This window comes from Pseudomonas frederiksbergensis, from assembly GCF_000802155.2.
Classification (GTDB): Bacteria; Pseudomonadota; Gammaproteobacteria; order Pseudomonadales; family Pseudomonadaceae; genus Aquipseudomonas; species Aquipseudomonas frederiksbergensis_A.
Genome location: NZ_JQGJ02000001.1, coordinates 297842 through 323633 on the forward strand (window position 1 = coordinate 297842; position 25792 = coordinate 323633).

At 62.1% G+C, this 25792-nt stretch carries 21 protein-coding genes; 12 read left to right on the plus strand and 9 right to left on the minus strand.

The genetic code is table 11. From position 1 onward, the window contains the following. Positions 1-123: 123 nt before the first annotated feature. The 4 genes from xylG to leuD all read left to right on the plus strand — a co-directional run bounded on the left by xylG (position 124) and on the right by leuD (position 5003). A complete protein-coding gene (gene xylG, locus JZ00_RS01295) occupies positions 124-1680 on the plus strand; it encodes a D-xylose ABC transporter ATP-binding protein (RefSeq protein WP_039591318.1) in 1557 nt (518 codons plus the stop codon). Then, the gene (locus JZ00_RS01300; RefSeq protein ID WP_039591320.1) at positions 1681-2817 is read left to right on the plus strand and encodes a sugar ABC transporter permease; all 1137 of its coding nucleotides are present in this window, start codon (positions 1681-1683) and stop codon (positions 2815-2817) included. It abuts the gene before it with no gap. Between the two features lie 155 nt (positions 2818-2972). Beyond that, entirely contained in the window at positions 2973-4394 is a 1422-nt protein-coding gene (leuC, locus tag JZ00_RS01305; RefSeq protein ID WP_039591322.1) for a 3-isopropylmalate dehydratase large subunit, read from the plus strand. A gap of 3 nt (positions 4395-4397) precedes the next feature. After that, positions 4398-5003: a 3-isopropylmalate dehydratase small subunit gene (gene leuD, locus JZ00_RS01310; protein WP_039591324.1), complete on the plus strand. Its 606-nt coding sequence runs from the start codon at positions 4398-4400 to the stop codon at positions 5001-5003. A 26-nt stretch (positions 5004-5029) separates the two neighbouring features. Here leuD and JZ00_RS01315 read toward each other — a convergent pair whose 3' ends face one another. Further along, positions 5030-6001, minus strand: coding sequence for a sensor domain-containing diguanylate cyclase (locus JZ00_RS01315; protein WP_039591326.1), 972 nt, complete (start codon positions 5999-6001; stop codon positions 5030-5032). 120 nt (positions 6002-6121) lie between these two features. Here JZ00_RS01315 and JZ00_RS01320 point away from each other — a divergent pair, with 120 nt between their 5' ends. Beyond that, positions 6122-6946: a helix-turn-helix transcriptional regulator gene (locus JZ00_RS01320; protein ID WP_039591328.1), complete on the plus strand. Its 825-nt coding sequence runs from the start codon at positions 6122-6124 to the stop codon at positions 6944-6946. A 30-nt stretch (positions 6947-6976) separates the two neighbouring features. On the opposite strand, the gene JZ00_RS01325 is transcribed toward JZ00_RS01320, so the two are convergent. Continuing rightward, positions 6977-7564, minus strand: a complete 588-nt coding sequence (locus JZ00_RS01325; RefSeq protein WP_039591329.1) for a LysE family translocator — start codon at positions 7562-7564, stop codon at positions 6977-6979. A gap of 176 nt (positions 7565-7740) precedes the next feature. Here JZ00_RS01325 and JZ00_RS01330 point away from each other — a divergent pair, with 176 nt between their 5' ends. Continuing rightward, positions 7741-9195, plus strand: coding sequence for a TrkH family potassium uptake protein (locus tag JZ00_RS01330; RefSeq protein WP_039591331.1), 1455 nt, complete (start codon positions 7741-7743; stop codon positions 9193-9195). Positions 9196-9272: 77 nt separating this feature from the next. Here the strand turns inward: JZ00_RS01330 and JZ00_RS31150 are convergent, their stop codons facing one another. Beyond that, entirely contained in the window at positions 9273-9788 is a 516-nt protein-coding gene (locus JZ00_RS31150) for a hypothetical protein (protein ID WP_039591333.1), read from the minus strand. A 145-nt stretch (positions 9789-9933) separates the two neighbouring features. On the opposite strand from JZ00_RS31150, the gene JZ00_RS01340 reads away from it, so the two are divergent. From JZ00_RS01340 to JZ00_RS01350, 3 genes are all read left to right on the plus strand, one after another. Then, positions 9934-11016, plus strand: coding sequence for a bifunctional transcriptional activator/DNA repair enzyme AdaA (locus JZ00_RS01340; RefSeq protein ID WP_039591335.1), 1083 nt, complete (start codon positions 9934-9936; stop codon positions 11014-11016). A 22-nt stretch (positions 11017-11038) separates the two neighbouring features. Beyond that, positions 11039-11653 carry a DNA-3-methyladenine glycosylase family protein gene (locus JZ00_RS01345; protein ID WP_039591336.1) on the plus strand — a complete coding sequence of 205 codons (615 nt, stop codon included), beginning with the start codon at positions 11039-11041 and terminating at the stop codon, positions 11651-11653. A gap of 63 nt (positions 11654-11716) precedes the next feature. Then, positions 11717-12205: a GFA family protein gene (locus tag JZ00_RS01350; protein ID WP_039591339.1), complete on the plus strand. Its 489-nt coding sequence runs from the start codon at positions 11717-11719 to the stop codon at positions 12203-12205. Here the strand turns inward: JZ00_RS01350 and JZ00_RS01355 are convergent. Further along, entirely contained in the window at positions 12202-12804 is a 603-nt protein-coding gene (locus JZ00_RS01355; RefSeq protein WP_039591341.1) for a MiaE family protein, read from the minus strand. The genes JZ00_RS01350 and JZ00_RS01355 overlap by 4 nt on opposite strands. 159 nt (positions 12805-12963) lie before the next feature. Between JZ00_RS01355 and JZ00_RS01360 the strand changes: the two genes are divergently transcribed. Beyond that, positions 12964-13827, plus strand: a complete 864-nt coding sequence (locus JZ00_RS01360; protein ID WP_039591343.1) for a universal stress protein — start codon at positions 12964-12966, stop codon at positions 13825-13827. 48 nt (positions 13828-13875) lie between these two features. On the opposite strand, the gene JZ00_RS01365 is transcribed toward JZ00_RS01360, so the two are convergent. Continuing rightward, positions 13876-14346, minus strand: coding sequence for a DUF1289 domain-containing protein (locus tag JZ00_RS01365; protein ID WP_039591345.1), 471 nt, complete (start codon positions 14344-14346; stop codon positions 13876-13878). A gap of 406 nt (positions 14347-14752) precedes the next feature. Here JZ00_RS01365 and acnB point away from each other — a divergent pair, with 406 nt between their 5' ends. Continuing rightward, positions 14753-17362 (plus strand): bifunctional aconitate hydratase 2/2-methylisocitrate dehydratase, encoded by a 2610-nt coding sequence (gene acnB / locus JZ00_RS01370; protein ID WP_039591347.1) that lies wholly within the window; start codon positions 14753-14755, stop codon positions 17360-17362. Positions 17363-17607: 245 nt separating this feature from the next. Here acnB and JZ00_RS01375 read toward each other — a convergent pair whose 3' ends face one another. Continuing rightward, a complete protein-coding gene (locus JZ00_RS01375) occupies positions 17608-18888 on the minus strand; it encodes a serine/threonine transporter (RefSeq protein WP_039591349.1) in 1281 nt (426 codons plus the stop codon). 286 nt (positions 18889-19174) lie between these two features. On the opposite strand from JZ00_RS01375, the gene JZ00_RS01380 reads away from it, so the two are divergent. Continuing rightward, the gene (locus JZ00_RS01380) at positions 19175-20128 is read left to right on the plus strand and encodes a 2-hydroxyacid dehydrogenase (protein WP_039591351.1); all 954 of its coding nucleotides are present in this window, start codon (positions 19175-19177) and stop codon (positions 20126-20128) included. On the opposite strand, the gene tssA is transcribed toward JZ00_RS01380, so the two are convergent. The 3 genes from tssA to JZ00_RS01395 are packed head-to-tail and all read right to left on the minus strand — an operon-like array spanning position 20125 to position 25786. Beyond that, positions 20125-21207, minus strand: coding sequence for a type VI secretion system protein TssA (gene tssA, locus JZ00_RS01385; RefSeq protein ID WP_039591353.1), 1083 nt, complete (start codon positions 21205-21207; stop codon positions 20125-20127). The genes JZ00_RS01380 and tssA overlap by 4 nt on opposite strands. Then, a complete protein-coding gene (locus tag JZ00_RS01390) occupies positions 21204-25028 on the minus strand; it encodes a type VI secretion system protein (RefSeq protein WP_039591355.1) in 3825 nt (1274 codons plus the stop codon). Before JZ00_RS01390 ends, tssA begins: the two co-directional genes overlap by 4 nt. Continuing rightward, positions 25025-25786, minus strand: coding sequence for a DotU family type IV/VI secretion system protein (locus JZ00_RS01395; protein WP_039591356.1), 762 nt, complete (start codon positions 25784-25786; stop codon positions 25025-25027). The genes JZ00_RS01390 and JZ00_RS01395 overlap by 4 nt, the downstream gene beginning before the upstream one ends. Positions 25787-25792: the final 6 nt, after the last annotated feature.

Genomic DNA, 25792 nt, shown 5'->3' on the forward strand with positions numbered 1-25792 from the left:
GCGAGCGGGCTCGCGAAGGCGCCGTCATGGCCGATGATGATGCTGGATGTGCCGGCCTCTTCGCGAGCAGGCGCGCTCCCACAGGTTTCATGTTGTGTGAGCCCTTTTTAACGAGCCCTCGCCATGTCCGAATACCTGTTGCAAATGAATGGCATCGTCAAGACCTTCGGCGGTGTCAAGGCCCTCAATGGCATCGACATCAAGGTCAGGCCGGGTGAGTGCGTCGGCCTGTGCGGCGAGAACGGTGCCGGCAAATCCACCTTGATGAAGGTCCTCTCGGCGGTCTACCCCTACGGCACCTGGGAAGGCGAGATCATCTGGGATGGCCAGCCGTTGAAGGCGCAATCGATCAGTGAAACCGAAGCCGCCGGCATCGTGATCATTCATCAGGAATTGACCCTGGTCCCCGACCTGTCCGTGGCCGAAAACATCTTCATGGGCCACGAGCTGACATTGCCCGGTGGACGCATGAACTACCCGGCGATGATCCACCGCGCCGAAGCCCTGATGCGCGAACTCAAGGTACCGGACATGAACGTCTCGCTGCCGGTCTCGCAATACGGGGGTGGCTACCAGCAATTGGTCGAGATCGCCAAGGCCTTGAACAAGCAGGCGCGCCTGCTGATCCTCGACGAGCCCTCCTCGGCCCTGACCCGCTCGGAAATCGACGTGCTGCTGGACATCATCCGCGACCTCAAGTCCAAGGGCGTGGCGTGTGTCTACATCTCCCACAAGCTCGATGAAGTGGCGGCCATGTGCGACACCATTTCGGTGATCCGCGATGGCAAACACATCGCGACCACGGCCATGGCGGACATGGACATTCCGAAGATCATCACCCAGATGGTCGGGCGAGAAATGAGCAACCTCTACCCCACCGAACCCCATGAAATCGGCGAGGTGGTTTTCGAGGCGCGCCACGTCACCTGCTACGACGTCGACAACCCCAGGCGCAAGCGGGTCGATGACATTTCGTTCGTACTCAAGCGCGGCGAAATCCTCGGCATCGCCGGGCTGGTGGGCGCCGGTCGAACGGAGCTGGTGTCGGCGCTGTTCGGCGCCTACCCCGGCCGCCATGAGGGCGAAGTCTGGCTCGACGGGCAGCGCATCGACAGCAGCACGCCGCTCAAGTCGATTCGCGCCGGCCTGTGCATGGTCCCTGAAGATCGCAAGCGCCAAGGCATCATCCCGGACCTGGGCGTCGGCCAGAACATCACCCTGGCGGTCCTGGATAAATTCTCCAGGATGACTCGCATCGACGCCGAAGCCGAGCTGGGCAGCATCGACCGGGAAATCTCGCGCATGCATCTCAAGACCGCGAGCCCGTTCCTGCCGATCACCAGCCTATCCGGAGGCAACCAGCAGAAAGCCGTATTGGCGAAGATGCTCCTGACCAAGCCCCGGGTGTTGATTCTCGACGAGCCCACCCGGGGCGTGGACGTCGGCGCCAAATATGAGATCTACAAACTGATGGGCGCGCTGGCGACCGAAGGTGTATCGATCATCATGGTGTCCTCGGAACTGGCCGAAGTGCTCGGTGTGTCCGACCGCGTGCTGGTGATCGGCGAGGGGCAACTGCGCGGGGACTTCATCAACCAGGAATTGACCCAGGAACAGGTGCTCGCCGCCGCGCTCAGCCATCCCGAAAGCAATAACAACAATGATCGGAAGTCCGCGTAGATGAATCAGGTCAAACAAGTCTTCACCCGCTACAAAATGCTCGCCCTGGTGATCGCCGTGGCGGTCATCTGGATGTTCTTCAGTTGGCAGACCGAGGGCGGCTTCCTGACCCCGCGCAACCTCTCCAACCTGCTGCGGCAGATGTCCATCACCGGCATTCTTGCCTGCGGCATGGTGCTGGTGATCATCAGTGGGGAAATCGATTTGTCGGTGGGCTCGCTGCTGGGTCTGCTGGGGGGACTGGCGGCGATACTTGATGTGGTCTATCACATTCCGCTGCTGGCAAACCTGAGCCTGGTCGCCCTGTGCGGACTGATGATTGGCCTGGCCAACGGCTACATGACCGCTTACCTGCGCATCCCCTCTTTCATCGTCGGCCTGGGCGGCATGCTGGCGTTTCGCGGGATCCTGCTGGGCATCACCGGCGGCACCACCATCGCCCCGGTGTCACCGGAGCTGGTCTATGTCGGCCAGGGTTACCTGCCCCATGCGGTCGGCACGGGCCTGGGCGTGGTGCTGTTCGCGCTGACGCTGTTCCTCACCTGGAAACAGCGCCGCAACCGCGCGCTCCATGGTCTGGCGGCCCATTCGTTGATACGTGACGTGGCGCGGGTGCTGCTGATCGGTGCCGTGCTGGCCGGGTTCGTCTATACACTCAACAGCTACGACGGGATTCCGGTTCCGGTGCTGCTCCTGCTGGTCCTGCTGGGGGTGTTCAGCTACGTCACTAGCCAGACCGTGTTCGGCCGGCGCGTCTATTCCGTGGGCAGCAACATGGAAGCCACGCGCCTTTCCGGCATCAACGTGCAGGCGGTGAAGCTCTGGATCTTCGGCATCATGGGCGTGATGTGCGCCCTCGCCGGCATGGTCAATACCGCGCGCCTGGCCGCCGGCTCGCCTTCGGCCGGCAACATGGGCGAACTGGACGCCATCGCCGCCTGCTTCATCGGCGGCACGTCCATGCGCGGTGGCTCGGGCACGGTCTACGGCGCGCTGCTGGGGGCGCTGGTCATCACTAGCCTGGATAACGGCATGTCCATGCTTGACGTCGACAGCTACTGGCAGATGATCGTCAAGGGCAGCATCCTGGTGCTGGCCGTATGGGTGGACGTCAGCACCCGGACCGCCCGGCGCTGATCCATCCCGATCCGGGCGGCCATGGAGGGGCCGCCCCGCCCTGCCCTCACGATTGATCACAATCCGTGTGCAACGTCTTCACTCCAGGGCTCTTGATACGACGTGGGCGATAAATATGCTGTCCGCAGCCCCGCCAGGAAAAAAGAAGCGCCTGCATGAACAGCCCTCGAACGCTCTATCAGAAGCACATCGACAGCCATACCGTTTGCCCGCTGGACGACCAGGGCCACGTGCTGTTGTACATCGATCGCCAGGTCGCCAACGAATACACCAGCCCACAAGCCTTCAGCGGCCTGCGCGAAAACGGCCGTAGCGTCTGGCGCCCGAGCGCAACGCTGGCGGTGGTCGACCATGTCAACCCGACGGCGCCCCAGCGCATCGCAGCGATGCCGGATGCCGGGGGTGCCCGGCAAGTGTCGTACTTTACGCAGAACTGCCGCGACTTCGGCATCGAGCTGTTCGATGTGCTGGATAAACGCCAGGGCATCGAGCACGTCGTCGCCCCCGAGCAAGGCTTCATCCTGCCCGGCATGGTGGTGGCCGCGGGCGACAGCCACACCACCACCTATGGCGCGTTGGGCGCCTTCGGCTTCGGCATCGGCACCTCTGAAATCGAACACCTGCTGGCCACGCAGACACTGGTGTACAAGCGCCTGAAAACCTTGCGCGTCACGGTCAACGGGATTCTCGGGGCAGGCGTCACCGCCAAGGACATCATCATGGCGCTGATCGAAAGAATCGGCGCCTCGGGCGCCACCGGTTATGCGATCGAATTCACCGGACCGGCGATTACCGCGCTGAGCGTCGAAGCCCGCATGACCATTTGCAACATGGCCGTCGAGGCCGGCGCCAGGGGCGCGTTCATGGCGCCGGATGACAAGGTCTTTGACTACTTGCAAAGCAAACCCCGCGCGCCCCGGGGCGACGTGTGGAAAAAGGCCGTGACCCAGTGGCGGTCCCTGCACAGCGATGACGGCGCGGTCTTCGATCGGGAAGTGACACTCGATGTCGATGCGTTGGAACCCATGGTCACCTGGGGCACCAGCCCTGACCAGGCTGCTGCCATCGGCAGTCGGGTACCTGACCCTTCGGCAGAAACCGACCTGATCCTGCGCCAAGGCCTGCAGCGCGCGCTGGACTACATGGGCCTGAAGCCAGGCATGCCGCTCAACGAAGTGGTCATCAACCATGCCTTCATCGGCTCATGCACCAATGCGCGGATCGAAGACCTGCGCGATGCGGCCCGTGTCGTACAGGGCAAGCACGTGGCGGCCCATGTGCGGGCGATGATCGTGCCCGGCTCGACCTTGGTGCGCCAGCAAGCCGAAGAAGAAGGCCTGGCGACGATCTTCCGCGACGCCGGTTTCGAATGGCGCCAATCCGGCTGTTCGATGTGCCTGGCCATGAACGATGACGTGCTTTCCCCTGGAGATCGCTGCGCCTCCAGTACCAATCGCAACTTCGAAGGACGCCAGGGCGCAGGTGCCCGCACCCACTTGATGAGCCCGGCCATGGTGGCGGCCGCCGCCATTGCCGGTCACCTGACCGACGTTCGTTCACTGCTGCCAGAGGCCTGAAGCATGCAACCCTTCACTACCGTAATCGGAACCGCCGCCCCGCTGCTGGCCGCCAACATCGACACCGACGTGATCATGCCCAAGCAATTTCTCAAGGGCATCGACCGCAACGGGCTGGACCGTGGACTGTTCTTTGACTTGAAGTGGTTGGAGGCTGGCGTTCCCAATCCTGAATTCGTGCTCAACAAGCCTGGCTGGCGCGGCGCAACGTTCCTGGTGGTGGGAGAGAACTTTGGCTGCGGCTCAAGTCGGGAACATGCCGTCTGGGGGTTGAAGCAAACGGGCATCAGGGCGCTCATCGGCAGCAGCTTCGCCGGGATCTTCTATGACAATTGCCAGCGCAACGGGGTGTTGTTGATCCAATTGCCTGAACCGCAGCTAAGGAAAATCGCGCAAACGGTCAGCCACGCCGAAACCGCCAGCCTCACCGTCGACCTGTCGGCGCAACAGATCAGATTGGCCGATGGCGAGGTGATTGCCTTCGAGATCGATGAGCTGCGCAAGCAATCCTTGCTGCTGGGGCTGGACGCCATTGGCGCCACGCTTCAACGCGCCGAACAGATTCGTCGCTTCGAAGCCCGGCATTTGGCGCAAAACCCTTGGCTCTAGAGCGTTTCGCCTGGGTCATGGGCCGATCAGTTCAAGCTATCGCGCCGCCCCTTCTTCTGCGCATACATCGCCGCGTCCGCATCGGCCAGCAGGCTGTCGATCGAACCATGTCGCTCAGGGTCGTACTCGATCTGGCCGACGCTGAAGTGGATGTCGTAACCGCGTTGCAATGTCGCGTTGCGCTCCTCCAGGATCTCCCCGAGACGGGCCATGATCGCGGCGGTCTCGACATGAGACGCGCCAGTGAGCAACGCGACGAATTCATCGCCACCCAGGCGACCGATCACGTCGCTTTCACGAAAGGCAATGCGCAGCACATCGGCGAAGGTTTTCAGGGCACTGTCGCCTTCGGCATGGCCAAAGCGGTCGTTGATCGGCTTGAAATCGTTGAGGTCGAAAAACAGCAGCGTGGCCGGTCGCGAAAGCCGGCCGCAGACGCGCAACGCGTGCTGCGCCAACGTTCTGAAGCCTCGACGATTGGATAGCAGGGTCAGTTCATCCATGCTCGCCATCTGCACGGCGACCAATTCCTGCTCGGCCATGCTCGCCAGGTCGCGCAGCAGGTCGCGCTCTTCGTCATTGAGCTTGCGTGGCTTGGTGTCCAGCAGGCACAAGGTGCCCATCTTGCTGCCATCTTCCAAGCCCAGGGGATGACCGGCGTAGAAGCGGATGCCGGGCTGTTCGGTGACCAGCGGATTGTCGTGGAATCGCTCGTCCTGTTCCGCGTCGCAAACCTCCAGGATCTCGTCCTGCAGGATCGCGTGCCCACAGAAGGACACCTCGCGGGGCGTTTCGCTGGCATCCAGCCCGGCACTGGATTTGAACCACTGCCGATTGGCATCCACCAGCGACACGAGGGCGATGGGCACATTGAACAGGCGCCGGGCGAGACGGGTCAGACGGTCGAATCGCTCCTCGGGTGCGGTATCCAGCAGCTTGAGCGATTGCAGTTGCTTGAGACGGACGGCTTCGTTCTCAGGTTCTCCTGGCGCGAGCATCGGTAACTCCATTGGCGAGCGTTACTGCAGTCTAGCCCAGACCGGCTTCGAACTCGAACGGGCATTTTGCGGCGCACGCGCATACACTCAGGCACAGCCAACAAAACAGGACATTGACCGATGAAGCCCGCCAACCACGACGCCGCCCCACGTTTCTGGCGCGACGCGGCGCTGCCTTTCATCGAGGCCCGCGCCATCGCCGACGGTCGCAAGGTCTGCTACTCGCGCCACGCCCACGACCATTTTTCCATCGGTGCGATCACGGCCGGGCGCAGTACCTATCTGCACGAGCAATCGAACTTCCAGGTCGAGGGCGGCACGGTGGTGCTGATGAACCCTGGCGACGTGCACGCCTGCAATCCGATCGACAATCAGCCATGGTCATACGTGATGCTGTATGTCGATACTCATTGGTTGAGGGATCTGCAACGCCGGATCGGCTTTGATCCGTCCCTGGACTTCCAGGCCTTCGACACCACCCACAGCCGCGATACCGTGCTTTTCTCGGGCCTGTGTGAGCTCTACGACGTGTTGGTGGATGAACGGATCGATGCCGGCGCCAAGCAAGATGCCACCGAGGCGTTCTTCACCGACCTGCAGCATCGGCTCAATCCGGCTGGGCGTCCGGACCGTGGCAGTCACCCGGCCCTGATGCGCGCCGCGCAGTTCATCCATGATCATTGCACCGAAGCCCTCAAGCTCGAAGACATCTGCGCCTTCGCGCAGCTCTCGCCGTCCTACTTGAGCCGGGCCTTCAAGCGGCACTACGGCATGACGCCCCATGCCTTCCTGATCAACCGCCGGATCCAATTCGCCCGGATCCAATTGCGCGAGGGCAAGTTGATTGCCGATGTGGCGCTGGAAAGCGGGTTTGCCGACCAGGCGCATTTCCAACGGGCCTTCAAACAACACCTGGCGGCGACCCCGGGCCAGTATCGCGGCTGACCACCCCGCTGTTGTGGCGGGACGAGTCGCTTACGGCAACCACAAATACACCGCGCTCGCCCCCAGCAACGCCGCCATGGCCCGATTGAACAGGCGCATGGTCGCCGGATTCCCAAGCCAAATACGCAGGTAGCTCCCAGCGTAGGCCCAGCAGCCCACCGACAGGTAACAGATCACCAGGTAGATCGCCGCGAACTGCCACACCCGCCACGTCTCGCCATCGGCCACGAAAGCCCCCATCCCCGCCACGCAAGCCAGCCAGGCCTTGGGGTTGAGCCATTGCATCAGCGCGCCATAGACCATCGACGGCGCGCGCCCCTCGTCCCGGTCCCCCAGCTCGCCGTCATCCATTGCCAGTTTCCAGGCCATGAACAAAAGGAACGCCACGCCCGCCAGTTGCACCCCACGGGTCAGCCCCGGCCAGCGCTGCAAGACCTCGTGCAACCCCAACCCCATCAGGACCAGCAGCAGGACAAACCCCAGGGTGGCGCCGGCGACATGGCGCAAGGTGGCGCGAAAGCCGTAGCGGGCGCCGGAGCTGAGGGCAACGATGTTGACCGGCCCCGGGGTTATGGACGCCACCAGCGCGAACGTAGCCATGGAAAATATCAAGCTCATCACATATCTTCTTCGTTGCAGGAAAGAGGGCCCAAGGTAAACGGCCCAGCTCCCCGGGTATTGAAGAAAACTGCCTTTGTCGTCGAGCACTTGCGCTTCATTTTTTTACGCAAACTTTACGCGGTGAGCGATTCACCAAATCGATACTGTGCAGCTTTCTGAATCAGGCGTTATCCATGTCCATAGCGGTTCTGCGTCTCATCGGTTTCATCCTGGGAATTTTCCTGATCACCCTCGCGGTCAGCATGGCGATTCCGCTGTTCACGCTGATGTTCTACGACCGCAACGATGACTTGTCGGCGTTTCTCTGGTCGAGCCTGATCACGTTTGTCTGTGGTGTGGCGTTGGTCGCCCGTGGACGACCGGAACACGTCCAGATGCGCCCCCGGGAGATGTACCTGCTCACCACCGCCAGCTGGGTCTTCGTTTGCGCCTTCGCCGCCCTGCCGATGGTGTTCATCCAGCACATCAGCTACACCGACGCGTTCTTCGAAACCATGTCGGGGATTACCACCACCGGCTCGACCATCCTGACCGGGCTGGATACGGCATCGCCCGGCCTGCTGATCTGGCGCTCGATGTTGCACTGGCTCGGCGGGATCGGCTTTATCGGCATGGCCGTGGCGATCTTGCCGTTGCTGCGGGTCGGCGGCATGCGGCTGTTCCAGACCGAATCGTCGGACTGGTCGGAGAAAGTCACGCCACGCTCCCACGTCGCGGCCAACTACATCCTGTGGATCTATATAGGTTTGACTGCCCTCTCCACATTGGCGCTGTGGCTGGCCGGCATGAGCCCTTTCGAAGCAATCAACCATGCGATGTCGATGATCTCCACCGGCGGCTTTTCAACCTCTGATTCTTCCCTGGCGCACTGGACCCAACCGGCCGTTCATTGGGTGTCGGTGGTCATCATGATGGCAGGTGCGTTGCCCTTCACGCTCTATGTCGCAACGCTGCGGGGTCACAGGCGTGCCCTGCTGAAGGACCAGCAAGTGAGGGGCTTCCTCGGATTCCTCGTAGTCACATGGTTGGTGGTGGGAACCTGGCTGAGCCTGAACAGCGACCTCGCTTGGTTGGACGCGGTCCGTATCGTGGCGGTCAACGTTACGTCCGTGGTCACCACCACGGGGGTGGCGCTGGGTGACTACACGCTGTGGGGCAGTTTCGCCCTGTTGCTGTTTTTCTACCTTACGTTCGTCGGCGGCTGTTCGGGCTCCACGTCCGGGGGTCTGAAAATTTTTCGCTTCCAGGTCGCCAAGGTCCTGCTGATGGGCAGCTTGAAGCAACTGATCCACCCCCGGGCGGTGATCCAGAAGAAATACAACAACCATCCCATCGACGAGGAAATCGTTCGCTCGCTGCTGACGTTTTCGTTCTTTTTCACCATTACGATTGGCGCCATCGCCCTGGGCCTCGCGCTGATCGGCCTGGATTGGACCACCGCCCTGACCGGCGCCGCCACCGCGGTCTGCAACGTGGGACCGGGCCTGGGCAATATCATCGGCCCGGCCGGCAACTTCTCGACCCTGCCGGACGCGGCAAAATGGTTGCTGACCATCGGCATGCTGCTGGGACGCCTGGAAATCCTGACGGTGCTGGTGCTGTTCACGCCGGTGTTCTGGAAATACTGACCCTTCGCCACGCCCATCCGGCAGGCGAAAAAAAACCGCGATGCCTGCACACAGGCATCGCGGCTTTGTCCAGGCGATCAGCGATCGTTCTTGATCGACGAGCTGGTCGCGTTGGTCAGGCCCTTGGTGTTGTGGGTGCCTGGCGTGGCTGTGGAAATTGCCGACGCCTTGGTCAGGCCGCGCGTATCACGATCCTTGGCAATGGCCGAGGTCACCGAAGACTTGCTGGCGCGATCAGTGCGGGTAGTGCCGGTGTGCTTGCCGCTCACGCCATGATCCCGGGTGCGGGTACGAGTGCCGGTGTGGTCGCTGGCCAATCCCTTGCCAAGGCCGCGGGCGTCGCCCGACTTGTCATGGCCCTGGCCGCCACCAATGCCAGCACCGTGGCCGCCGCCATTGCCACCGCCGTTTCCTCCACCGTGACCGCCACCACCGCCGTTGCCGCCGCCACCACCGCCACCGCCACCACCACCACCATTGCCTGCGGCATAGCTCGAACCGATAGGCGACAGGTCGGCAGGCAACAGCGCCGAAGCACCAAGCGCCAGGGCACAGACAGCAACGGCGATGAGGGATTTCTTATGTTTGGACATGATGTCTCCGAAAGACAAAAACAGCGGGTGAACCTTTAAGACTCGAAGGTTCAATTTTTGTTCGCGATTGTCCGACCAAACGACTGGAAAATTCACTGTCGATTTTTCGGTGGAGTCGTCCGGGGCTCGGTTCTATGCTCCATCCATGAACCTACAAGACTCGCTTCTACCGCCCCACGCCGAAATGGTCCGCGCCATGCTCGAACGAGACACCGCCTACGAGGGGGTGTTCTTCACTGCGGTCAAGACCACCGGTATTTTCTGCCGCCCCACTTGCACGGCGCGCAAGCCGAAGCCGGAGAACGTGGAGTTCTTCGCCCACGCCGATGAAGCCATGTCGGCCGGCTATCGAGCCTGCCTGCGCTGCAAGCCGCTGGACGCCGCTGCCATCGCACCGGACTGGATCCAGGCCCTGCTCAAGGCCGTGGATGCGGGCCCCGACCTGCGCTGGAGCGACGCGCTGCTGCTGGAGCAAGGCATCGAACCGCTCAGGCTGCGACGCTGGTTCAAGCAGCATTTCGGCATGACCTTCCATGCCTACCTGCGCACCCGGCGGCTGGGCATCGCCCTGGGCGGGATCAAGGACGGCGCCTCCATTGACAACGCGGCGTTCGACTCAGGCTATGAATCCCTGAGCGGTTTTCGCGATGCGTTCGTGAAGTCCTTTCATATCACCCCCGGCCGCGCCGGCCTCAGCGAACCACTATTGTTCACCCGCCTGACCACCCCATTGGGGCCGATGCTGGCCATGGCTGAACGTCGTGGGCTGGTGCTGCTGGAGTTTCTTGACCGCCCGGCCTTGACCAAAGAGTTGGAAGAACTGCAGCAACGCTACGACTACACGGTTGCCCCGGGCCACAACGCTCATTTGCAACAGATCGAAAGCGAACTGGCCGACTACTTCGCCGGCAAGCTCACGACTTTCAATGTACCGTTGCACATGCCCGGCAGCGCCTTTGCGATCCGGGTCTGGGGCGAATTGCAAAAGATTCCCTATGGCGAAACCCGCAGCTACGGCGCCGTTGCTTGCGCTCTCGGCAGCCCCGGCGCCAGCCGCGCAGTGGGCTTGGCCAACGGACAGAATCGCCTGGCCATTGTCGTCCCCTGCCATCGGGTGATTGGCGCCGATGGTGCATTGACCGGCTATGGAGGCGGCCAGCCGCGCAAGGCGTTTCTGCTGCGGCTGGAACAAGCCGCGGTACAGGTTTCCTTGCCCCTGGCGTTTTGATCTGCCCCGAAACGAGAGACAGATGAACCTGCCCTACCACGAAGCGAGTACTTTCCTGGCCAACCTTGACGAAGACTGGCAACGCCACGTCGAATCCGTCGGCCCTTGCCTGCTGCAACCCAAGCCGACCCGTGAACCCTACGAGGCGCTGGTACGGGCGATCGCCTATCAACAACTGCATGCCAAGGCCGGGGATGCCATTCTCGGGCGGCTCCTGGCGCTGTTTGCCCCCGCGGCCTTTCCCGACCCCAGAGAACTATTGGCGATTGACGGCGTGCTATTGCGCAACTGCGGATTTTCCGCCAGCAAGATCGCAACCCTCCAGGGCATCGCCCAGGCGACACTGGACGGAGTCGTGCCGGATTACGCCTCGGCACGGGCCATGGAGGATGAGGCACTGATCGAACGCCTGGTCAGCCTGCGCGGCGTCGGGCGCTGGACTGTCGAGATGCTGTTGATCTACAGCCTGGAACGGCCGGATATCCTGCCGGCGGATGATTTCGGGGTTCGCGAGGGATATCGACGGCTCAAGGGGCTGGGCGCCCAGCCGAATCGCCGTCAGATGGCCGCTATCGGCCAGGCCTGGAGCCCTTACCGGACGGTGGCGGCGTGGTATTTGTGGCGGGTGCCCAAGTAGATCAGAACATTCGCCCCCTTGAGGTTGTCCAGAGTATTCAACCCCTGTCTGGAGATTCCCCCCATGCACCTCGAAGGATCCTGCCACTGCGGCACCGTTTCGTTCAGCCTGGACAGCCGTCACCCCTACCCTTACCAGCGCTGCTATTGCTCGATCTGTCGCAAGACCCAGGGCGGCGGCGGTTTTGCAATCAACCTGTCGGGTGACGCGAAAAGCCTCAAGGTACAAGGCCGCAAGCACATCACCATCTACCATGCGCGACTCAAGGATGAAGGTGATAAACGCGCCCACCGCAGCAGCGCCGAACGGCATTTCTGCTCGTTGTGCGGTTCGGGACTTTGGTTGTTCAGCCCGGAGTGGCCGGAGCTGATACATCCGTTTGCCTCAGCCATCGACACGCCACTGCCGGTACCGCCGCAGCGCACCCACTTGATGCTGGGCTCCAAGGCTCCGTGGGTGGAAGTCGAGGCGCATCCGGGCGACCAGCAGTTCGAGGTGTATCCCGAAGAGTCGATTGCCCAGTGGCATGAGCGGTTGGGTTTGACCCGTTAGGTCGGCACGCCACTGTGGAACCGCAATTCCACATCCGGCGACTCGATCAGCTCGCGCTCGGCTTCACGAACCCTGTCGATCACCTGGACGATGTCCTTGGCGTCGCCGTACTGATAGGCCAGCTTCAAGTAACCTTGGAAATGCCGGGCCTCGCTTTTCAACAGGCCGAAATAGAACTTGCCCAGTTCCTCGTCCAGATGCGGCACCAAGGCCTCGAAACGCTCGCAGCTACGGGCTTCGATAAAAGCGCCGACCACCAGGGTGTCCACCAGTTTCACCGGCTCGTGGCTGCGCACCACTTTGCGCAGGCCCGAGGCGTAGCGCCCGGCGGAAAGTTGGCGCAGGCCGACCTTGCGTTTTTTCATCAAGCGCATGACCTGCTCGTGATGCACCAGTTCTTCCCGGGCCAGGCGCGACATCATGTTGATCAGATCAACGTGCGAATGGTACTTGGCGATCAGGCTCAGGGCGGTGCTGGCGGCCTTGAACTCGCAGTTCTTGTGGTCGATCAGCAGCGTGTCCTGATCGGCCAACGCAGCCTGGACCCAGGCATCAGGGGTGCGGCAACCGAGGAACTCGTGGATTTCGGGAAGGATCATGGGGCTCACGGGAAAAGGTAGTCGAGCAAAGGGCGCCGATTATACCGGCCTGCCTCCAGACCACCAGTCACCACCGTTGATATGCATCAAGTCGACGAGCCTCGCACAGCAACTATAGTTGAGCAACGCCATACCCCTTTATCGCTGGAGACGCCGATCATGCAAGCCATTCGCAGCATCCTGGTGGTCATCGAACCTGAACATTCGGAAAGTCTCGCGCTCAAGCGGGCCAAACTGATCGCCGGCGTGACCCAGGCTCACCTGCACCTGCTGGTGTGCGACAAACACCACGATCATGCGGGCCTGCTCAGCGTACTCAAAAGCGCATTGTTGGCCGACGGCTACAGCGTGTCCACTGAACAGGCCTGGAACGAAAGTCTCTACGAAACCATCATCGACGTGCAGCAGGCCGAGGGTTGCGGCTTGGTCATCAAGCAGCATTTCCCCGACAGCCCGTTGAAAAAAGCCCTGTTGACGCCAGCGGACTGGAAGCTGCTGCGCCATTGCCCGACGCCGGTGCTGCTGGTCAAGACCAGCGGTTCCTGGAAAGACAGGGTCATCCTGGCGGCAGTCGATGTCGGCAACGCCGATGGCGAGCATCGCCACCTGCACTCGACCATCATCGACCATGGCTATGACATCGCCCTCCTGGCCAAGGCGCACCTTCACGTCATCAGCGCTCATCCGTCACCGATGCTCTCGGCGGCCGATCCGACTTTCCAGCTCAAGGAAACCATCGAAGCGCAATATCGCGAGCAATGCCGGGCATTCCAGGCTGAATTCGACATCGACGACCAGCACTTGCACGTTCAGGAAGGCCCGGCGGACGTATTGATCCCCTACATGGCCCACAAGCTCCAGGCAGCCGTCACGGTGATCGGCACCGTGGCGCGCTCCGGCTTGTCAGGCGTGTTGATCGGCAACACCGCCGAAGCCGTGCTCGATGCGCTGGAAAGCGACGTACTGGTGCTCAAGCCCCAGGAGGTCGAGGATCACCTGGTGGAGTTGGCGGTGAAGGAATAAAACAGGCGCTGGCGGTAGGCTCCCTCGCCACAAAAGCCTCCTCACGGCTCAGCCGCCGATCGCATCCTTCAGGAACCCCGGCGCGATATAGCGCTGGTAATGGGCTTCGGACAGGAGGAAGAATTCCCGATCAATGGCATCGCGCAGGTCCGGCAGCTCCCAATCGCGAAACTCCGGCAACAGCACCATGCCGTAGGCTTCCAGGTTGTTGATCACCCGCGCGCCACGGGCGATCAGCTGGTAGGCCCAGCAATATTCCGACTGATGCGGCACGAAGCGGATCTTGCGCGCTTCCAGTTGCTGGCGCAGCAACGTTGGATCGAACACCTCCAGCTTCGCCACCATCACCTGCACCAACAGCTGCTCGAGCCGCATCCACACCGCGCGTTTTTCGTCCTCGTTGTAGCCGTTCCAGTGAATCACTTCATGGTGGAACCGCTTGCAGCCACGGCACACCAGGTCACCGTAGACAGTGGAACAGAGGCCGACGCAGGGCGTCTTGATGAGCTGGTTGGGCATAAGGCAACGCACACGCAAAAACAGGACAGGCGGGCATGTTAGCCCTTTGTCTAAGATTGATCACCCCTCAAACCTGGAAGCCCAACTTACCTTTAATTTTTTTTCCCGTAGAATCAGCCAGCCTTTTAAGGCGCCAATGTCCGTTAGAAGCTGTTTTCAAAGCGTCACGAGCACAGTCGTTCCTTCAGAGCGGTGTTGGCGAAGGGTCTTTCCAGCGGGGAAAGCCCAACGCCAACCCTCATCAGCTCCCGTTCTGCAGGCGTAAAACTTTGAAAGCAGCTTCTGTGAGGAACTCCGGCAATTCTGGCGTGGAGGCCCAAAAAGCCCCCTGACGCGCATGAGTGCCGTGAGTTTCTGGATGAGCGTCCCGGACACCCATTTGGGACCACTGATGAGGGTAATAACTGTGCTTGAAGCCTACCGCAAACATATCGAAGAGCGCGCAGCCCTGGGTATCGTTCCCCAGCCGCTTAACGCCGAACAAACTGCAGGCCTGATCGAGCTGCTGAAAAATCCTCCGGCTGGCGAAGAAGCTTTCCTCGTTGACCTGATCACCAATCGCGTTCCGCCTGGAGTCGACGAAGCTGCCTACGTCAAGGCTGGCTTCCTGTCCGCCCTGGCCAAGGGCCAGGCCCAATCCCCTCTGCTGGACAAGAAGCGCGCCGTCGAATTGCTCGGCACCATGCAGGGCGGCTACAACATCGTGACCCTGGTCGAGCTGCTGGACGACGCCGAGCTGGCACCCGTCGCCGCCGAAGAACTCAAGCACACCCTGCTGATGTTCGATGCCTTCCACGACGTGGCTGAAAAAGCCAAGAACGGTAACGTTCACGCCAAGGCCGTGCTGCAATCCTGGGCTGAAGGCGAGTGGTTCAAGAAGCGCCCGGTGCTGGCCGACAAGATCAGCCTGCGCGTGTTCAAGGTCACCGGCGAAACCAACACCGACGACCTGTCCCCTGCCCCGGACGCCTGGTCCCGCCCGGACATCCCGCTGCACGCCCTGGCCATGCTGAAAATGGCCCGTGACGGCATCGTTCCGGACGAGCAAGGCAAGACCGGCCCGATGAAGCAGATCGAAGAAATGCGCGGCCAGGGCTTCCCGATCGCCTACGTCGGCGACGTGGTCGGTACCGGTTCCTCGCGTAAATCGGCCACCAACTCGGTGCTGTGGTTCTTCGGCGACGACATCCCGTACGTGCCGAACAAGCGCGCTGGCGGTTTCTGCTTCGGCAGCAAGATCGCCCCGATCTTCTACAACACCATGGAAGATGCCGGCGCACTGCCTATCGAGTTCGACGTGTCGAACATGAACATGGGCGACGTGATCGACCTGTACCCGCATGCCGGCAAAGTCTGCAAGCACGGTACCGACGAAGTCATCACCACCTTCGAAATGAAGACCCCGGTGCTGTTGGACGAAGTCCGCGCCGGCGGCCGTATTCCGCTGATCATCGGCCGTGGCCTGACCGAGAAGGCTCGCGCCGAATTGGGCCTGCCACCGTTCGACCTGTTCAAGAAGCCTGAAGCGCCAGCCGAAAGCACCAAGGGTTTCACCCTGGCGCAGAAGATGGTCGGCAAGGCTTGCGGCCTGGCGGAAGGCCAAGGCGTGCGCCCTGGTACCTACTGCGAGCCGAAAATGACCACCGTGGGCTCCCAGGACACCACCGGTCCCATGACCCGTGATGAACTGAAAGACCTGGCGTGCCTGGGCTTCTCGGCTGACCTGGTGATGCAGTCCTTCTGCCACACCGCGGCCTATCCGAAGCCGATCGACGTCACCACCCACCACACCCTGCCTGACTTCATCATGACCCGCGGCGGCGTTTCCCTGCGTCCGGGCGACGGCATCATCCACTCGTGGCTGAACCGCATGCTGCTGCCAGACACCGTGGGTACCGGTGGCGACTCGCACACCCGCTTCCCGATGGGCATCTCGTTCCCGGCCGGTTCCGGCCTGGTCGCGTTCGCCGCTGCCACCGGCGTCATGCCGCTGGACATGCCGGAATCGATCCTGGTGCGCTTCAAAGGCAAGATGAAACCTGGCATCACCCTGCGTGACCTGGTTCATGCCATTCCATACTTCGCCATCCAGAAAGGTCTGTTGACCGTCGAGAAGAAAGGCAAGAAAAACGCCTTCTCCGGCCGCATCCTGGAAATCGAAGGCCTGGAAGGCTTGACCCTGGAACAGGCTTTCGAACTGTCCGACGCCTCGGCCGAACGTTCGGCTGCCGGTTGCACCATCAAGTTGTCGAAAGAGTCGATCACCGAGTACCTGCAGTCCAACATCACCCTGCTGCGCTGGATGATCGGCGAAGGCTACGGCGATGCACGTACCCTGGAGCGTCGCGCCCAAGCGATGGAAGCCTGGATCGCCAACCCGCAACTGATGGAAGCCGATGCCGACGCCGAATACGCCGAAGTCATCGAGATCGACCTGGCCGAGATCAGCGAGCCTGTGCTCTGCGCGCCGAACGACCCGGACGACGCCCGCCTGCTGTCCAGCGTTGCTGGCGAGAAGATCGACGAAGTGTTCATCGGTTCGTGCATGACCAACATCGGTCACTTCCGCGCCGCCGGTAAACTGCTGGATCAGGTCAAGGGCCAGCTGCCAACCCGCCTGTGGCTGTCGCCGCCGACCAAGATGGACGCTCACCAACTGACCGAAGAAGGCTACTACGGCATCTACGGCAAGGCCGGTGCACGGATGGAAATGCCAGGCTGCTCGCTGTGCATGGGTAACCAGGCACGCGTCGAGCCGAACTCCACCGTAGTCTCGACTTCGACCCGTAACTTCCCGAACCGTCTGGGCGACGGCGCGAATGTCTACCTGGCTTCGGCCGAACTGGCATCCGTAGCGTCGATCCTGGGTCGCCTGCCGACCGTCGAGGAGTACATGGAATACGCTGGCAAGATCGACAGCATGGCAGCGGACGTGTACCGCTACCTGAGCTTCGACCAGATCGCCGAGTTCCGTGAAGCGGCTGCAAACGCCAACATCCCGGTCGTCCAAGCCTAAAGCTTAAGACGCCCGACTAAAAACGCCGCCCCTCTTGCGAGGGGCGGCGTTTTTTATGCCCGTCTATTTCTGGGAAAATGCCCTTTTTCTGGGTACATATCCGTTGGATTTTCAGCGAACACAAAATTCATATACACCGCAAAACCTGGGGAGCGAGCTTGCTCGCGATGAGGCCGGCCCATCCAACATCTTCATCGACTGTGACACCGCTTTCGCGAGCAGGCTCGCTCCCACAAAAAAACAGGTCACGCCAAGAGGGAATAGACCAGCGCAGTAATCGCCACCACCCCCACCAACACCACAAAGACATTGGACGCCTGGCCGCGATAGCGGGCCATGGCCGGGACTTTGCGAATGGCGTACATCGGCATCAGGAACAGGATCGCCGCGATCACCGGGCCGCCCAGGGTTTCGATCATGCCCAGGATGCTCGGGTTGAGGGTGGCGACGACCCAGCACACCACCAGCATGAACGCGGCAGTCAGGCGATCGAGCGTCTTGGCAGCCGGGCGGCGGCCGCTCTTGACGATCAGGCCCTTGAGGCCTTCGCTGGCGCCGATGTAATGCCCGAGGAACGACTTGGCGATCGCCACGAAAGCAATCAACGGCGCCGCAAAGGCAATGGTCGGGTTGCTGAAGTGGTTGGCCAGGTACGACAGGATCGACAGGTTCTGCGCCTTGGCCTCGGCCAGTTGCGCCGGGGTCAACGTCAGCACGCAGCTGAACACGAAGAACAGCACCATCACCACCATCAATACATGGGCGCGCGACAGGATCTGCGCGCTGCGCTCCTCAGCGTTATGGCCGTAGCGACGTTTCTGGTCCACCGCGAATGCCGAGATGATCGGCGAATGGTTGAACGAGAACACCATCACCGGGATTGCCAGCCACAGGGTATGCAGCAGAGCCGAAGGCTCCGGCATCGTCGACGCGGTGGTCAGGATCCCGCCGCTCCAATGGGGTACCAGGAACACCGCGAGGAACAGCAGCGCCACGATGAACGGATAGACCATCAGGCCCATGGCCTTGACGATCACCTGTTCGCCGCAGCGCACCACAGCCAGCAGGCCGAGGATAAGCACCAGCGACAACACCGCCCGAGGCGGTGGCTGCACGTGCAGTTGATGCTCCAGGAAACTGCCCACCGTGTTGGTCAACGCCACGCTGTAGATCAGCAGGATCGGGAAGATCGCAAAGAAGTACAACAGGGTGATCAGCGCGCCGGCCTTGATGCCGAAATGCTCCTCCACCACCTCGGTAATGTCCGCCCCGTCGCGACCGGACAGCACGAAACGAGTCAGGCCCCGGTGGGCATAGAACGTCATGGGGAAGGCCAGCACCGCCAGGACCAGCAGCGGCCAGAAACCGCCGAGCCCTGCATTGATAGGCAAGAACAGAGTGCCGGCACCAATGGCGGTACCAAACAGGCCCAGCATCCACGTCGTGTCGTGGCGACCCCATTGACTGAGGGTGGCTGGGGCTATCGTTTCAAAGCGCTCTTCGACGCTGTTGGCCTGATCATTCATCCGGTCGGATCTCCGCTTTCCGGTCACATGCACCCGGCCGGGACGAGTCGGAAAACCCCGACAGGCAGCGCCCTGGCCGAAACAGGGGCGCGATTGTCCGGGATTAACGAGCAGAAGCAAAGGCTTAGCTGAGGAGTGGTTGTGGGGAGCAGATTTTTTGACTCGTTCCAACGACGACTGAACAGAATCCAAAAATGACCATAAAAAGCCCAGGCCACCTCTGCCTTCGACTCCTACAATCAGGTTGAATACCTAATGATCGAAACAGCGCCTACAGGAGCCCAGCATGACCGCAACCGTCCTGGTACTGGTTGAAACCGTCAACGAATACCTGCCGATTCTCGAACGCCAGGGCTATTACCTGGAGTTGGCGCCCACGCCCGCCGAACGCAAGGCAGCGATCTTCGAACACGGCGACCGGTTCAGCGCGGTGTTGACCCGTGGCCCCCTGGGTTTGACCGCCGAAGAGATGACGGCACTGCCCAACCTGAAGATCATCTGCGTGATTGGCGCCGGTTATGAGCAAGTGGACCTGCAAGCGGCCAGCGACCGAGGCATCGTCGTCACCAACGGTGCCGGGGTCAACGCCTCGTCGGTGGCGGACCATGCGATGGCGTTGCTGCTGGCGTTGGTGCGCGATGTGCCTCGATCCGATGCGGCCCTGCGCCGTGGCGAATGGCCGCGAAGCACGCGCCCTTCCCTCGCCGGCAAGCACTTGGGTGTCCTGGGCCTCGGCGCCGTGGGCATGGCGATTGCCAAGCGGGCCGCCCTCGGTTTCGACATGAACGTCAGCTACCACAACCGTCGCGTGCGCAACGATGTGCCCTACGCCTTCTGCGCAACCCCCACCGAACTGGCCAGGGTCTCGGATTTCCTGATTATCGCCACGCCCGGAGGGCTGGACACCCGCCAGTTAATCAACAAGCAAGCCCTCGACGCCCTGGGTCCCAACGGATTCCTGGTCAACATTGCCCGCGGCAGCGTGGTCGCCACGACCGAGCTCATCTACGCCCTCGAACATCGGCGAATTGCCGGGGCTGCGCTGGATGTATTCGACCATGAACCCGAAGTACCCGACGCCCTGAAGCATTTGTCCAACGTCGTGCTGACACCTCACGTGGCCGGCCTGTCGCCGGAAGCGACACGCGCCATGGTGGAGTTGGTCGGCGATAACCTGAACGCGTTTTTTTCCGGCAAACCGGTGCTGACGCCAGTGGAGCTACCCGACGCGCAGCATTAGAGGACCCCGAGTAACGTCCACAGCCGTCGAGACTCGGCATCGGCACTGATCAGTTCACCCAGCAGCTCGCTCAGCGGCTTGTTGCCCCACTCCACACCGCGCCGGATCAGATAGGGCACGGGACTGTGGGGTTCGGTGCGCGCCAGGTAACCGGCGATGACCAGCAGCTGTCGATAGGCCTCTTCACGATTGGCCGGCTCCTGGAAGACCTGGGCAGGTGCCGCCGTCGGCTGGGACATCGGCGCCCCTGCCACGGGAGATGTTTGTGCGGGCACGACGGCGGGTTGCTGTGGATGCATCGCGATGAACTCCTCTACCAATGTCAACATGGCCTGCATCACGTCCTGCAAGGATTTGTAGCCCGGCGCCAGGTTGCCCAGGTAGGCGTCGCTCCAGGCTTCGAGCCGTTGCAAGTGTTGCAGGCTCAACATCAGGCTGCCCTGGCGATGCAACCAGAAGGACAACGGTATGCTGCGAATCAGTTCGCTGAGTTTCTTTTGCTCGTTGCGCGCCGCCTCCGCCGAGGCCTTGGCGTTCTTGCTGTCGTTGCCCTGAACTTGCTGGCGCTGCAGGCGCTGCCAATCGTCCAGGCTGAAACCCGCGAAGGCTGGGTCGCGGCCATCAAGCAACGGCACCCGCGTCAGTAGCACTTCGCTGTAGCGACGGGCCAGCCATTCCAGCGGAATCACCCGCCACGATTGATCGCCATCCTCGGCAAGGGGATGCAGGTGTTCCGGATAACGCTCGCACAGCCCCGCCACCAGCGCCAGGCTGCCGGGCAAGCCGTCCAGTCCGGCCAGGTGCAGCCAGGCCTCCCCCAGCCAGGCGCTGATCATCAGGTCCTTGCTGCGCTCCAGCAGCAACGTGGTCGCGAGCCGCTCCAGGTCCGGCCAGAGCGCGCGCTTGATCGAAGACTGCCACACGCCGGTGGGGAGGCTGGTGTCGTCTTCCCGGCGCAACTCGCGCAACTGGTCGTACTCCGTTTCGTAGCGCAAGTCCTGGCCGCAGGGCGATTCGGCGCTGATCGGTTCGAGCAGTTGGCTGACCAATTCGGGTAACGGCTTCATGGGCAAACTCACAGGCCTTCCTCACGGGTGGCAATGGCAGGCCTCGACGCCGGCGCCAGGAAAGGCGAACGGGGCGCCTGCGTCGGTAGCGGCGCGATCGACAGCGGCAATTTGGATCCTTGGCTCATCAGAGACAAGCGCATGAACATCAAGGTCTGCTGCGCCGTGCGAGCCTGGGTCTGGGCGGTCACCGGCAGTTGCAGGGCCAGGGGGAAATCGGTGTAGTCGACATTCGGCTGGCGCTGGGCCGACACCAGCGAACGCATCAGGCGCAACAACGACCATGGCCCCTGGTATTCCCAGCCGGCTTCGAGGTCGCGCACCACCAGGTTTGGTTGCAACGGGTCGTTGGCCGGACGCTGGTAACCGTTGCGGGCCCAGCGCAAGGTCAGGCGCACGGGCTGGCCGACCTTCCAGCGCAGGTTCTGCTGACCGCCGCCGGGGTAGCTGATCTGTTGGTTGCCGGCGTCCAGGCTCCAGGCGATGACCTGGTCGGCACCATGCTCCTCATCGCGATCGGTACGCCAGCGCACGTCCATCTCCACGCCCAGGATGCCGCTCTTGTCCCGCACGAACAGCGGCCCGAGCCAGACACCGGCCTGCTTCAAGCGGTTGAGGAAATCCTCGGCCGCCAACCGCTCGGGCGTCTGGCTCAGCGTCAGCCCGGCCTGGGCCAGGGGCACGCGCGTCTCGATCAACGCCAACAAGTGCTGCACACGTGCCGGATCGGCATCGCTGGCCCGCACGTCTTGGGAGAACGGAAAGCGACCGGCGAGGTACTGATTGAAATAATTGGCCAAGTCGTTCCAGGCGGTCGCCGCCTGGTTCTGTTGCAGGTACAGGCAACGCTGCAGCGCACCCTGCTGCAACGCGACGGTGCGCCGAGCCAGATCACCGCGCCCGCCGGACAGGCTGGAGGTCTGCAAGATCTGCGCGCAGGACGCGGTGTCCATCGCATTGAAATCCCGACTGACCAATTGCTCCAACTGGGCAGCCGAGCTGGCCGGATTCTGATTCTTGTACTTAAGCAATTCGTCATTGAGGGCCATGAACCGCGCCACCTGGTCATGCTCCAGGGCGGACAGGTCGTCCTGCTGGACGATCAACCATTCCAGGGCAGGCATGCGCTGTTCGGCGATCTGCAGCATGGCGTTGAATTGCTGGTTCAGGTTCAGCTTCAGTTCCTGTGGATCGTTGGCGCCGTACAGCTGCAAGCCGAAGTTCTTCGAACCGTCCCAACGCTCGATGTCGGCGCGCTGGCTGAATAATGGCTGGGCATCGATTTCGTCCAGGCCACTGTTGATCTGCGCCAATGCCCGGCGATTGAGCAAGCGCTGGAAACGTATCGCCAGGTCGCTGCGGTGCACATCCATGAAAGCTTTTTGCAGCGCAACCGCCTGGGTTGTTTGCACATTGAAGCCGGTGCCGGGCAGCGGCTGGTCATTTTCATCCAGGCTCAACCACATGGCCCGGGCCGCGGCGGCTTCGGCGGCCTGCATCAGCGCGTCGCGGTAATCCGGCGGAATCCGCGACAGCTCTTCGCTGGCGTAGCTCTTGTAGCTGGCGAAGTAATTCAGGGCGACGCTGAAATCATCACCGCCATCGCCCTGGCCTATCGGAGCGAGATTGCCAGTCGACGGATCCTTCTGCATCGCCAGCGCCACGAAATCACGTTTGAACAGCGCTTGCACCGCACCGTCCAGGGCCGTGACATGGTCCTGCAGCACCAGCAGGCCGCTGCCCTGTTGCACCAGCAGGTTGTCCCGGGAACCACTCTGGACGATCCACTGGTCGCGAAAGTTCTGCTGCAACTTCGCCGCCTGGCTCTCCAGGTCCTGTGTGATGTCCGGGCCAAGCAAGGTGCTGTGGCTGACCTTGTCCAGCATCTGGGTGTATCCGGGTACCAGGTCCTGGCCCTTGCCCCGGCCCCAGGCGGAGTTGGTCAGGCTGACCAGCGTCTGCAAGTCATCGATCAACGCCATCAGGTCTTCCAGCTCACTCAAGGAGTTGCCGCTGCCGGCCTCCAGTCGTTGCAAATGCAGCTTGAGGTAACCGGCCTGGCGAACGAAGTTGTCCGCCAGGAAGTAATGGTCCAGCCAGCGTTGCATCAGCCCGGTGAAATTATCGGCGATCACCGGGCGCGCGGCGTTCAGGTCCAGCCCTTGCAAGTCGCTGTTGTGCGCGTCGAACAGGACCCGGTTGTAGAACCGTGGGCGACTCAAAGTGCCGGTGTTGAGGCCCAGGGACAACGCCGCGTTGCTCAACAGCACCAGTTCGTCCAGTGGCGCCTTGGGATCATTCACCACTTGGCTGAACATCTGGTTGTGCTGCTCGAGGCGTGCCGCCAGGTCCACCAGTGCCTTGGCCTTCACGTAGCTTTGCCACTGCGCCGGGTCGTCGTTCTCTACGTTGCCCCGCCGCTCGGTGTTGCGGATGGACTTGAGTTGTTCCAGGTCGTCGTTGAGCAAATCTCGCAACGGCAATATCCAATGGTGCCGGGCGGTCAAGCGCAAGCCATCCTCCAGCTGCGTGTCCACGGAGGAAAACCAGGAGGTGGGAAAGACGACCGAGACATAACGCCAGCGCGGCGCTTTCTCCAGGACGTTCCAGTAGTTCTGCACGTTATGCCGGGTCGGATCCAGTTGCGGCTGGTCCGGATCAACGACGATGTGATTCTTGTGGGCACTGAGGACCAATCGCGACAGTTCCTCGGCGTTTTCCACCGAATCGCGCCAGACCCAGACCATGCCGCCCAACCAGGCCAGGCCCACCACCAACGCCACCGCGCCGGCCAGCCTATGCCCGCGTTGGCGCACGCGCAGCAAGCGAGGTACCGGCTGGGCCAGGCCGCGTTCAGCCATTAGACGTCGCGACCACAATTGCCGGGCGAATACCGATTGCCGCTGGGCATTGTGATGGGCGGTCAGACTGTCACCACTGATGGCCGATGCCTGGCTGGCGGTGAAGTACACGCCGCGAAATCGCGGCGCCTCGCCTTGGGCGTTGCCCTGAAACACTGGCTCCAACAAGATCTGCAAGGCCCTTCGCAAGCCTTCGAAGCGTTCCGGCAGACCATAAAGGTCGTTGCCCAGCTGTCCCGACAGCGCACCGATCTCGATGATCGATTGCGCCAGCGCGGCGTTAATCTCATCCAGCGCCTGGTCACTCCAGTGCGATTGCCACGCCGCATCAGGCAAGTAAGGCGACGACCAGCCCAGCATCGATTCTCGCGCCGTGGCAGGCAGCGCGCTGACCAACTCCTGGAACCCGGGCAACTCTTCCATCCCGGTGATCACCACGTACACCGGGAGGCTGAGGCCAAACCGTTGCAGCAGGTCGATAAAAACCCGCCGGACCTTGAGGCTCAGCTCAGTGGTTTGCTCGATGTCATCGAGCTTGCCGAACGGTACTGTCCAGATCACCCCGTCCAACGGCCGCTTGCTGCGCAGCCGCAACAGCAGGCCCAGCAGTCGCCACCAATTGCCCCGTTGCCGGTTCATGCCTTCATCGGGCAGGAACAACGCCTGGGGCACCACCAGGACGGCGCCCTCGGCATCGCAAAACCAGCGCCCGAACCAGCCCGCCTTGTCCGTGGGTTGCAAACGCCACTGGCTGCACAGCTGGGCACCGTCGGTTTCGTTGCCGAGCATCATCAGCCAAGGCGTCTGGTAGCGGTCGCGGGTGCCCTGCTCCTGCTCCATCTGGCGCACCGCCCCGTAGAAACTGCGAATCGCCGCCCCGCCCTGGGTCCGCAACCACCAGACCGCTGCCGCGATTACCAGCACCACGACAATGGCGAGCAGCACCAAGGCGACGATGCTTAGCGTGCTCATGAATCCTGCTCCTGAAGGGACGACTCGTTCAATTGCAACACCGGTTCGAGCTCCAGGCGGATGTCACGCCAGAAGACCTGCCCCAAGCCAGTCAGCAATAGCACCATCGCCACGATCGCCAACCCCAGGCGAAAGCCGTCCGGCAAGGATTGCTGCGCGGGCATACGCACGGGCGTCGCCGCCGCGGACATCGCCAGGCGCTGGCTGACATCGACGTAATCGGGTTCGTGTTGCCAGGCAAAGGTGAACAACGCCACGCGCCATTTTTCGTGTTGAACCTGGCCAGGCTCGCCGCGCAAGCGCCCTTGGAATCCGAGGATCAGGCATTGCAGGTAGACATTTGCCAGATCCCGAGTGCCGGGCATCTGCTCATCCAGCAACTTCTTGATCGCTGCGGGCAAGCGTTCGCCGGCCTGGCGGCTGGCGTACATGCGTGACTCGAGGGGGTGCTGCTGCCAGGCCAGTTGTCCGGGCCAAGGGCTGAACAGCAAGGTCTCGTCCACCAGCGCCACGAAGGCGTAGACCAGCGCCTTGACCTGCTCGGAAGCGGCATCGCCGACGGTGGCGTAGGCCACCCGCCATAGGCGCTGGGCGCCGCGACCGGAAAACTCCACGACCCGATTGATCACGATTGCCGGGGCGCTGTCCTTGGGCAGGTCTTGCCACTCCTGGGACCACTTCAACCAGGCTTGGCGAAACGCGCTGCTCAGCGGCGCCTCGTGCAGACTCCGGACCACCCCGCCACTTCCGTCAGGCATACGACT

What these genes read in the sequence shown, in the direction of transcription:
- JZ00_RS01390 (WP_039591355.1), bottom strand. Translation starts at nt 25,028, where the DNA reads ATGAGCACGCTAAGCATCGTCGCCTTGGTGCTGCTCGCCATTGTCGTG.
- JZ00_RS01340 (WP_039591335.1), top strand. Translation starts at nt 9,934, where the DNA reads ATGAACCTACAAGACTCGCTTCTACCGCCCCACGCCGAAATGGTCCGC.
- JZ00_RS01395 (WP_039591356.1), bottom strand. Translation starts at nt 25,786, where the DNA reads ATGCCTGACGGAAGTGGCGGGGTGGTCCGGAGTCTGCACGAGGCGCCG.
- leuD (WP_039591324.1), top strand. Translation starts at nt 4,398, where the DNA reads ATGCAACCCTTCACTACCGTAATCGGAACCGCCGCCCCGCTGCTGGCC.
- JZ00_RS01375 (WP_039591349.1), bottom strand. Translation starts at nt 18,888, where the DNA reads ATGAATGATCAGGCCAACAGCGTCGAAGAGCGCTTTGAAACGATAGCC.
- JZ00_RS01380 (WP_039591351.1), top strand. Translation starts at nt 19,175, where the DNA reads ATGACCGCAACCGTCCTGGTACTGGTTGAAACCGTCAACGAATACCTG.
- JZ00_RS31150 (WP_039591333.1), bottom strand. Translation starts at nt 9,788, where the DNA reads ATGTCCAAACATAAGAAATCCCTCATCGCCGTTGCTGTCTGTGCCCTG.
- JZ00_RS01300 (WP_039591320.1), top strand. Translation starts at nt 1,681, where the DNA reads ATGAATCAGGTCAAACAAGTCTTCACCCGCTACAAAATGCTCGCCCTG.
- JZ00_RS01345 (WP_039591336.1), top strand. Translation starts at nt 11,039, where the DNA reads ATGAACCTGCCCTACCACGAAGCGAGTACTTTCCTGGCCAACCTTGAC.
- xylG (WP_039591318.1), top strand. Translation starts at nt 124, where the DNA reads ATGTCCGAATACCTGTTGCAAATGAATGGCATCGTCAAGACCTTCGGC.
- leuC (WP_039591322.1), top strand. Translation starts at nt 2,973, where the DNA reads ATGAACAGCCCTCGAACGCTCTATCAGAAGCACATCGACAGCCATACC.
- JZ00_RS01350 (WP_039591339.1), top strand. Translation starts at nt 11,717, where the DNA reads ATGCACCTCGAAGGATCCTGCCACTGCGGCACCGTTTCGTTCAGCCTG.
- JZ00_RS01330 (WP_039591331.1), top strand. Translation starts at nt 7,741, where the DNA reads ATGTCCATAGCGGTTCTGCGTCTCATCGGTTTCATCCTGGGAATTTTC.
- JZ00_RS01325 (WP_039591329.1), bottom strand. Translation starts at nt 7,564, where the DNA reads ATGAGCTTGATATTTTCCATGGCTACGTTCGCGCTGGTGGCGTCCATA.
- JZ00_RS01360 (WP_039591343.1), top strand. Translation starts at nt 12,964, where the DNA reads ATGCAAGCCATTCGCAGCATCCTGGTGGTCATCGAACCTGAACATTCG.
- JZ00_RS01365 (WP_039591345.1), bottom strand. Translation starts at nt 14,346, where the DNA reads ATGCCCAACCAGCTCATCAAGACGCCCTGCGTCGGCCTCTGTTCCACT.
- JZ00_RS01355 (WP_039591341.1), bottom strand. Translation starts at nt 12,804, where the DNA reads ATGATCCTTCCCGAAATCCACGAGTTCCTCGGTTGCCGCACCCCTGAT.
- JZ00_RS01320 (WP_039591328.1), top strand. Translation starts at nt 6,122, where the DNA reads ATGAAGCCCGCCAACCACGACGCCGCCCCACGTTTCTGGCGCGACGCG.
- JZ00_RS01315 (WP_039591326.1), bottom strand. Translation starts at nt 6,001, where the DNA reads ATGCTCGCGCCAGGAGAACCTGAGAACGAAGCCGTCCGTCTCAAGCAA.